This window comes from Acidithiobacillus sp. (genome assembly GCF_027322205.1).
GTDB lineage: Bacteria > Pseudomonadota > Gammaproteobacteria > Acidithiobacillales > Acidithiobacillaceae > Acidithiobacillus.
On the sequence record NZ_DAHVHY010000024.1, the window covers coordinates 20,712 to 28,600 of the forward strand.

8 protein-coding genes are annotated in these 7,889 nt (G+C 52.2%); 5 read left to right on the forward strand and 3 right to left on the reverse strand.

The window, feature by feature from the left end; all coding sequences use genetic code 11:
* Positions 1-99 precede the first annotated feature (99 nt).
* Positions 100-1,947, forward strand: a complete 1,848-nt coding sequence (gene mrdA / locus M7F93_RS05720; RefSeq protein WP_298170427.1) for a penicillin-binding protein 2 — start codon at positions 100-102, stop codon at positions 1,945-1,947.
* Between the two features lie 128 nt (positions 1,948-2,075).
* On the opposite strand, the gene soxB is transcribed toward mrdA, so the two are convergent.
* The 3 genes from soxB to soxY are packed head-to-tail and all read right to left on the reverse strand — an operon-like array spanning position 2,076 to position 4,743.
* Positions 2,076-3,809, reverse strand: a complete 1,734-nt coding sequence (soxB, locus tag M7F93_RS05725) for a thiosulfohydrolase SoxB (RefSeq protein ID WP_298170430.1) — start codon at positions 3,807-3,809, stop codon at positions 2,076-2,078.
* A gap of 51 nt (positions 3,810-3,860) precedes the next feature.
* Entirely contained in the window at positions 3,861-4,190 is a 330-nt protein-coding gene (gene soxZ, locus M7F93_RS05730; RefSeq protein WP_298170433.1) for a thiosulfate oxidation carrier complex protein SoxZ, read from the reverse strand.
* A 46-nt stretch (positions 4,191-4,236) separates the two neighbouring features.
* The gene (gene soxY / locus M7F93_RS05735; protein WP_298170436.1) at positions 4,237-4,743 is read right to left on the reverse strand and encodes a thiosulfate oxidation carrier protein SoxY; all 507 of its coding nucleotides are present in this window, start codon (positions 4,741-4,743) and stop codon (positions 4,237-4,239) included.
* 837 nt (positions 4,744-5,580) lie between these two features.
* Between soxY and M7F93_RS05740 the strand changes: the two genes are divergently transcribed.
* The 4 genes from M7F93_RS05740 to M7F93_RS05755 form a co-directional block, all read left to right on the forward strand.
* Entirely contained in the window at positions 5,581-6,237 is a 657-nt protein-coding gene (locus M7F93_RS05740) for a thioredoxin fold domain-containing protein (protein WP_298170439.1), read from the forward strand.
* 25 nt (positions 6,238-6,262) lie between these two features.
* Positions 6,263-6,586 (forward strand): thioredoxin fold domain-containing protein, encoded by a 324-nt coding sequence (locus tag M7F93_RS05745; RefSeq protein ID WP_298170442.1) that lies wholly within the window; start codon positions 6,263-6,265, stop codon positions 6,584-6,586.
* Between the two features lie 61 nt (positions 6,587-6,647).
* A complete protein-coding gene (gene dsbG, locus M7F93_RS05750; protein ID WP_298170445.1) occupies positions 6,648-7,442 on the forward strand; it encodes a thiol:disulfide interchange protein DsbG in 795 nt (264 codons plus the stop codon).
* A gap of 152 nt (positions 7,443-7,594) precedes the next feature.
* The coding region (locus M7F93_RS05755; RefSeq protein WP_463670957.1) for a transposase at positions 7,595-7,889 on the forward strand (295 nt) is incomplete at its 3' end.

Consider the following 7,889-nt stretch of genomic DNA (forward strand, 5'->3'; position numbering starts at 1 on the left):
GCCTCTCAACTAAGCCGGGGGCTTGGCGAGAGGATCTGATCTGCAGCATGGAAAGTCGCAGGCACCAAATTCATTCAGCAATCGGAGACCAAATTTTCCATGGTGTCGGGCGATAGCAAAGGACGTCAGTTTCGCCGTCGTATGGGACTTGCTTTCGTTGTCCTTATCCTGGCATTTTTTTATCTCATCTGGCGCCTCGTCGATCTGGAGGTGATTCATTATCAACGCTTCCGCGAAATGGCCCAGACTACCCATACCGCCATCGTGCCGGTGGCTCCGGCACGTGGTCTGATTTTGGCGGATCACGGCGCCATTCTCGCGGCCAATCGCCCGCGCTACGTGCTGGAAGTGATCCCGGATGAGGTGCGGTCTCTGCATAAAACTCTGGCTATTGTGCAAAAGCTGGTAACGCTTTCGCCCAAAACCATACATCATTTGCAGGCGACGCTGGATGATAAACCAGGCTATATTCCGCGTATTCTTAAGCATCATTTAAATCAGCAGGATATGGCCGCGATTGCAGTGCGCGGAATGCAGCTTCCAGGGGTACAGGTAGCGGCTCAGTGGCATCGTTATTATCCCTACGGCAGTCTTTTTACCTCGGTCATTGGTTATGTCGGACCAGTCAGCGCCCGGAACCTCAAAGGCTTCGATCCGCAGAAATATTTATACCGGAATGTCATCGGAGAGAGCGGTCTGGAACTTGCCTTCGAGCGTACCCTGCGAGGTAAATTCGGCTATCAGATCAAAGAGGTCAATGCTTCCGGCGTGCCTGTCGCCAAGCTCCGGAATATTGCGCCGACACCGGGTGATAATCTGCTGACCACCTTGCGTCTGCGGGTGCAGAAGGCGGTTGCCCTGGTGATGCGACGCAATCATTTTCGTGGTGCCTTGGTGGCGGTCAATCCGCGTACCGGTGCCGTGCTGGCCAGTGTGAGCAATCCGAGTTTTAACGCCAACTGGTTCGTCGATGGCATCAGCGATGCCCACTGGAACAACTTGCTGCACGACAAAGGACGCCCTCTGCTCAACCGGGTAGCCCAAGGCTTGTATCCACCAGGGTCCTGCATCAAGCCCTTTTATTCTGTGGAAGCCCTGCAGGATAAAATTATTACCCCGGGTTTTCATACGTTTTGTCCCGGCTATCTGCGCATTGGCGGACATGTGTACTGGGACTGGTATCGCTCAGGTTTTGGCGAGACCGGACTGACCAAAGCGCTGGCCTGGTCGGTGGATGTTTTCTTCTACAAGCTGGCCATTAAAATGGGGATTCATCGTCAGGATGCGGCACTGTGGCGCTTCGGCTTCGGGCATCCGGCGCCCATTGATACGCCCGGCAGCGTCAGTGGTTTCGTGCCGACTCCACAATGGAAAGAGACGCACTTTCATCAGCCCTGGTACACCGGGGATTCGGTCATTCTGGGTATCGGGCAAGGCTACTTGCTGGTCACACCCCTGCAACTGGTGCGTGCGGTATCTGCCATTGCTAACGGCGGCTATCTGGTGCATCTTCATACGGTCAATGCCCTGGTCAATTCCGAGACGGGAGCGCGTAAGCAACTGCGGGAACCGCCCCCCCGTGATTTGCATATTCCCGCCTTTGCTTTACGTGCCGTCCGTCTAGGGATGGTTGCCTGCATCACCCGTGGTACCTGTAAAAGTATGGCCACACCCGGTTTGTCTATGGCCGGCAAAACCGGCACCGCCGAAATCCCCGTCGGTTATCGAGATGGTCGGACGATTTATAATAACGATTCTTTGTTTATCGGTTGGGCGCCTTTGCATCATCCGAAAATTGCCGTGGCGGCGGTGGTCGAAGATGGTGGTAATAATGCCTGGCAGGCCTTACCCGTGGCGAAAGCGGCGATTCTCAGCGATCTGCGCCCACAACTGAAACTCCGGGATTTTACTAATGTCGTAGTGAATCCGGCCCAGGCTTTTGGATAAGGGGGCGATTCTCCTATCAATAAAACCAAAATCAGATGCCAGATACTAAACTCATCCATCGAAACCTCCATCGCAGCCACGGAGCAACACCTCACAAGGTGGCCCCGCGCTTCGTTTATCCATCATCGTTACAGATCATACTCCTTCGGAAAGGCAATACCGGGATTTCCCTGCATGTTCTTGGTCAATACCGGCAAGTCGCGAGGTTCGGCACTGACCGTCTTCTTGGAGCGTAACCATTTGGCAAAAATATCCCAGACGGGTGTACCTTCCACCGGATTCATGGCACCCCAGCCAGCTACCTTATAACGCTTGCTCGCCTGCACGAGTTTCCCGCCCACGCGCAGATCCGTAATCCGCTTGTCGATGCTTTCGCTAGGGTCCATCGTATACTGAATATTCCCCACGCGGATCATATCGCCACCCTGAATATAGTAGGGATCAGGATTAAACAGATTATCGGCCACCTGCTCCATCACGTTTTTCAATTCAGCGCCGGTATATTCTGTCACGGTTACCTGTGGATACGTGATAGCTGTCTGGCCCATAACATCTTCCATGGTGATCGTTTCCCCAGGGAGCTTGCAGTAGCCCCAGCGGAAACCCGGCGAGAATGCGGCCTCACAATCCATTTCCTCGCGTAGCGCATCGCAGATAATCTGGTCGAAAGTTCCGTTAAAGTTATCCCGGCGATAGAGAAGGCTTTCGGTAACGGCTAATGGCTCTGCCAGTTTTTCGGCATAGGGTGCACGTACTTTATGAATATAATCGACCATTTCCGGATCAGCGGGAATCATGTTGGAGATAATCGGCAGATAGTGAAAACGCCATCCATTCAGTTTTCCCTTGCCCACATCCAGATCAAAACGGGCCAGGAACTTCCCGTTGGTGCTGGTATTGATGATCAACGTCTTGTTCACCATGACCGGCTTAGGCCCCATGATTTCATGGGTGTGTCCACCGAGGATGATATCAATCCCATTGACCTGCGAGGCCATTTTCTTGTCCACATCCGCACCATTATGGGAAAGCACGACGACAAGATCGGCGTGATGCTTCTCCCGGCATTCATCCACCATCTTCTGCATATGGCCCGGATGAATGCCAAATGACCACTTCGGGGTGAAATAGGCGGGGTTGGCAATGGGCGTGAAGGGAAAGGACTGCCCGATGATGGCCACCTTTCGACCACTGACCTCGTGAATCGCATAAGGATCGAATACTGGCTCATCCCATGGAATCGTAAAAACATTTTGAGAGAGAAACTTCGCCTGCAGTTTGTGCTTCAGGAGATATTCGACCCGATCTGCGCCATAGGTAAACTCCCAATGACCCACGAAGTAGTCTTCCTTCAGGAGGTTTTGGGCCCCTACCATATCCTCGGCTTTGGTCCAGAGACTGGTCGCTGACCCCTGCCAGGCATCGCCACCATCGAGCAGAATAGCTTTCTTGCCCACCTGCTCACGATAACGTTTTACCAAGGTGGCAATATGCGCGTAACCACCGATCTTGCCATATTTATGCGCCAGTGTGTCAAAGTCCATGCAGGACAGCGCATAGCCTTCCGGCGTCCCTGCCTGTATATCATAATAAGCCAGCTTGGCATTCCCTACCAAGTGCGGAGTGATGCCCCACTCTTTTTGTGGGCGGGTGCCGATATTGGTGCCCGGTTCACGCCACCAGACGGGGAGCAGTTGTGCATGCGTATCCGTGATGTGCAGCAGTGTCACATTGCCATATTCCGGAACCTCATAGGGATCCTTACCCGAACCCCAGGAAGAGGCCACAGCAGCGGGAGACAAGAAGCCTGTCGATCCGGCAATCCCCATGATGGACATAAAATCTCTGCGTGTTAAATTCATATACTCTCCGTTCTACATTTCATTCATGAACACCTCTGCGGGCTGCTGGGGTCAAGCCACTTTCAAAGAGGCTTTGGCCGACCATACCCCGCCCTGATTATCCTTCCAGGTCATTTCCAATATGCCAGAGTCTTCGGCACGCATCTTGAAAGCAAGATAGGGGTTGGCACTAACCGCTGTACTCCAGTCCAGGTGAGATAGGGGCTTGGCACCGAAGGTGACCTCCACGGTCTGAATAAAGTGCGCAGGAATGATTTTCCCGGCCTTGTTTTTCTGAAGCCCGGTGGTCATGGGGTTCATGATTAATGAACGGACCTCGACGATCTCTCCTTTCTTGGCAGAAGAGGGCATACGAATCATTGGATTACCAATTGCAGACATGTTGAAATCTCCAGATAAAATGAATGGACGATAAAACGCTCAGCGGTTAACCACCACAACCGCCGATCGTCACTTTCACCTCCCGCGGCGCGGAGGCCATGAGCACCCCTTTGTTGGTCTTGGCCACTACCCGCATATGGTCTGTTTTTGCCATTTTTACGCGCTCCTGGAAGTACGCGCGCCCATTGGCCGGGGTAAAGTGAAATTCACTGGCGAGCGGGGTAGGATTGTGGTCGATGTAGAGATAAATAGTGTCGATGTAATCATCCGGGTCCATGGGGTAGTCGACATCCACGGTAACCGGCACGGCCGCGCCATTTTCGGCGATGGTGGGTGCGGTGAGATGCACCTTAGGTGATGTCGTAACCGAAGTGGTTTTGATACTAGCTTCCATGGCCTTGTCAAGGACCTTGGCGTCGAATGGCGCGGCAGGCCAACCGGGGACATTGGCGGCGTTCGCGATGCCCGGTATCAAATAGCTAGACCCTGCCACCACCACCATGCCCAATGCGGACTTGTTGATAAACTCGCGCCTTTTCATCATGTTGCTCATAACCAGCTCCTTTTCAATACGGAATGACGAAATTATTGAACCCAAGGTCCAATGCTAGAATTTAGGATAATGTGTGACTTCACGGGACATGCCCATACACCACGTAACTCGTTTGCCCCATGCTAAACACTGTCAGAGTAAGGGGACACCCCGCAGCAACTGGCCAGTCCGTATTGAGTAGATTGCTGAAGTCATAGGGATTGCAAAATGCTCCGGCCCTGACATCGGAAATTTCGGACGATAATAAGGTGGCTAATTTTACATGCTCTATGGAGACTCATTTCTCCGGCGGAGATATAGCTCAAATGAATCACCGGATTGCGTAAAGCAATAGCCATGCCACCCGCTTAAAGGTTTTTCCTGCCGATAACATTTTATTATAGCTTGCCAATTTCGAATAACATCTAAAATTGTCTTGTATTCATATATCATGATAAAAATAGCGTGGTAAGCAAGCCGCTTATTTCCTCAGCACTGAGGCACCAGCACTATAAAGAATTACAATGTCAGAAATTGTTAATAGAATGATTTGTTGTTCAACTGTGGCTCATATTGGCTAATATACACCTGTCTATGGGGACCATATGGAACAGTGAAGAAGCGGAGTTGGGGAAACCACTGGAGTTGGACCTGGAGGTCCAGTGCTGCGGGAGATCTCTGAAGGCACAAGCCATGGAAATTTTGTCGGCCGACGTTGGCAAAAACTCCATGAAGGAGCTGTCCGGATGGAATCAGCGCTGCAGATGAAGTCGTGTATTTTTGAAGATGAACTACTCAAAGCTTCTATTCTCTAATAATTTACAACTTTGTAAACAGCATAAACCCGGAAGAACGATCATGACCAAATCTCACCCCAATGGGGTCGATGTACAGCAAGAGGAAACCGCTATGAACCGCATCACAAAACTGACAATGGTATCCGGCATTCTGGTCGGCATCTTGGGCACAGGAGCTGCCATGGCAGCCACCGCACTTCCGCCTTTACCAAAAATGGCTCAGAGCAGTTATTGGAAGGATATCGGCCAGCGACTGACCTATATCCAAGAAGGCCACAAAGGACCCGTCATTTATGATTTTTTTGATCCGAATTGTCCTTATTGCCACGGCATGTACGACGAGGAGCAACCACTGATCAAGGCGGGCAAGCTCACGGTGCGCTATGTGCCGGTCGCCTACCTGATGCCCAGCAGCACTCCTGAAGCCGCAGCACTCCTGCAAGCCCCGCATCGGGTGTTCACGCTGCAGCATTTTGAAGTATTGGCCGCCAAGAGTTTCGCTGCTCCCATGGGGACCCATGGTCCTGCCGGACTACCTCAAGCCAAAGCGCTGCCGCAGACCACGCATGCTCTGAAAGTGAATATGGCCGTGCTGCAAAGCGCCCATTCCATGGGTGTGCCCGCCATACTGTATGAGCACAAAAATGGCAGCACCGGTTTGATCCCCGGCATGGTGTCCCACGGGGAACTGCTGACTATGCTCCCCAATCTGAAATAACTGGCCTCAAGGAAAAAATAACCACATGACACATTCTTCCAGAACAGTAGCAATGAAATGGGTGATGATCGGTCTGCTGGGTTGCAGCATGGCAATAGCGGGGATTTCATCCGTTGTGGCGCAGACGGCACCGCCCAAAAAGCTGACCGCAGGCATTCTCTGGAACCAGATACTCCCGCATCACCTCCTGTATATTCAGGAAGGGCATCAGGGTCCGATTATTTACGATTTCCAGGATCCTAATTGTCCCTATTGCCATGTGATGTACGAGCATGAAGTTCCTCTGATCAAAGCGGGCAAACTCACGGTACGCTATGTTCCCGTCGCTTTCAGTCTACGATTCCAATAATTCGCGGGTAGCGGCAAGTGGTATAGCAGGCACGTACGCCTATTTTATCGAAGGAGAAAAAATGCGAAACACCAAATCACTCAATTTGCTCATGTCAGGCATACTTGCCACGCTGTCTATGGGTGCCACTGCGGACGCACTCGTCTCGCCGGGGTTTTTACAGAAAGCTCTTCATGCGTCGAGCCCGGTGAAGGTGTTAAAAACACTTCCAGGACCCCGTGGGCTGACGGCAGCCTGGGTCTCCGTAGCCGACCACACGGGTATGGTATGGGTTGTCGGTAAGAATGAGGCTGTGGTCCCAGGTGCTGTACTGAATGCGCAAGGACAGGATCTCTCTCAACAGATGGCCATACGCATGGGTATCACACCCAAGCCGATGAATCCGGCAGCTATTGCTGCATCGGTAAAGCATGTTGACACCTTTTTGGTCGGGGACAAGGGTCCAGAGTTAACCGCATTCATGGATCCAAATTGCATCTTCTGCCACAAGTTCTATGAAAAGGCGTTACCCCTTATCCATGCCGGAAAACTACATTTGCGGGTGGTGCTAGTGGGCTTTCTCAAACCAACCAGTGCTGCCAAGGCAGCGGCCGTGCTCATGGCAAAACATCCCGCGCAGGCACTAGCATTTAATGAATCCCACTTCAACGTGGCAGCAGAAGAAGGTGGCATACACCCCGCAGTTAGTCCTCTCGCGTCTATTCGTCAAGCGGTGACCCGTAATACGCAATTGCTCGCTCGCACTGGGGAGGAGGCAACGCCAACGCTGTTATATTTAGATAAACAGGGCCAGTGGAAAATGCAGTATGGTTTGGGTCCTCATAGCCTCCAGAAAATCATGACGTCGATTTCCTGAGTGGGTATGCCGTTCTCCCTGTTGCGAGTAATCGCAGGCTTGCTATTAGGGGCCTGCTGGCCGCTGTCATTTGCGCCTTTGGATCAAGGCTATGTCATCTTTGATTTGTGGTATGCTTCACAGTGTGATGAATCAAAGAGTTGGAGGTGTGCATGAACTCAGAGGAATTTGGCAAACTGAAGGGGGCCCTGGCTGGCCTGACGCCGAACCAGCGCCGACAGATCAAAGATCAGATCCATGCCGTCGAGCAGCAGCAGACCGTACATTTGATTTTGGAATCCCGCGTTGCCGAGCATCCCGTCTGCCCACATTGTGGAGAAGGGCCGGTAGCACGGTGGGGTTCTGCTTCCGGTTTGCAACGGTATCGATGTGGCGCGTGCAAACATACGTTTAACGCGTTGACGGGCACCCCTTTAGCGGGTTTGCGGCATAAGGAGGTTTGGCTGG

Coding starts and splice junctions, on each gene's coding strand:
- mrdA (WP_298170427.1), top strand. CDS start 100: ATGGTGTCGGGCGATAGCAAAGGACGTCAGTTTCGCCGTCGTATGGGA.
- M7F93_RS05745 (WP_298170442.1), top strand. CDS start 6,263: ATGACACATTCTTCCAGAACAGTAGCAATGAAATGGGTGATGATCGGT.
- dsbG (WP_298170445.1), top strand. CDS start 6,648: ATGCGAAACACCAAATCACTCAATTTGCTCATGTCAGGCATACTTGCC.
- soxY (WP_298170436.1), bottom strand. CDS start 4,743: ATGAGCAACATGATGAAAAGGCGCGAGTTTATCAACAAGTCCGCATTG.
- M7F93_RS05740 (WP_298170439.1), top strand. CDS start 5,581: ATGACCAAATCTCACCCCAATGGGGTCGATGTACAGCAAGAGGAAACC.
- soxB (WP_298170430.1), bottom strand. CDS start 3,809: ATGAATTTAACACGCAGAGATTTTATGTCCATCATGGGGATTGCCGGA.
- soxZ (WP_298170433.1), bottom strand. CDS start 4,190: ATGTCTGCAATTGGTAATCCAATGATTCGTATGCCCTCTTCTGCCAAG.